We start from the raw sequence: 399 nt of genomic DNA, 5'->3' as shown, positions 1-399 counted from the left end.
CCCTCCCGGCGCTCCCTTCGCCGGCCCATCCACCCCTTCTGCCTCGTCGTTCCAGCTGGGTTCGGAGGAGGCGATCGCCGCGTTCGCCCACGCCGCTCGCTCGGGCTGGGAGGCCGAGAACCGTGCGGCGGCGCAGCGATACATCACCGCACACGAGCTGATGCTGCAGTGCCTGGACCATCCCGACTGCGCCCCGGACCCGACCAACCCGCGCCCCGGTTTCACCGTGGTCGATCCTGGTGAGATGGCGGTGGCGCATCTGATCGCGATGTACCCCATCACCACCAGCGAGGCCGAGGCGATGATCTACTTCGCCGCGGACCTGCACTTCCGCTACCCCGCCATCCTCAAAGCCATGGCAGACGGCCGGATGGATCAGACCATCGCCAAAGTCCTGGC

Annotated in this window: 1 pseudogene; it reads left to right on the top strand. The window is 68.2% G+C overall.

The annotated features are described in order from the left end of the window. Positions 1–399, top strand: a pseudogene (locus G6016_RS16925) (HNH endonuclease signature motif containing protein); the annotation flags it as partial.

The organism is Dietzia aerolata, assembly GCF_014144865.1.
Classification (GTDB): Bacteria; Actinomycetota; Actinomycetes; order Mycobacteriales; family Mycobacteriaceae; genus Dietzia; species Dietzia aerolata.
The sequence above is the reverse complement of the archived record's forward strand: the minus strand, read 5'-3'. Positions and strand labels throughout refer to the sequence as shown.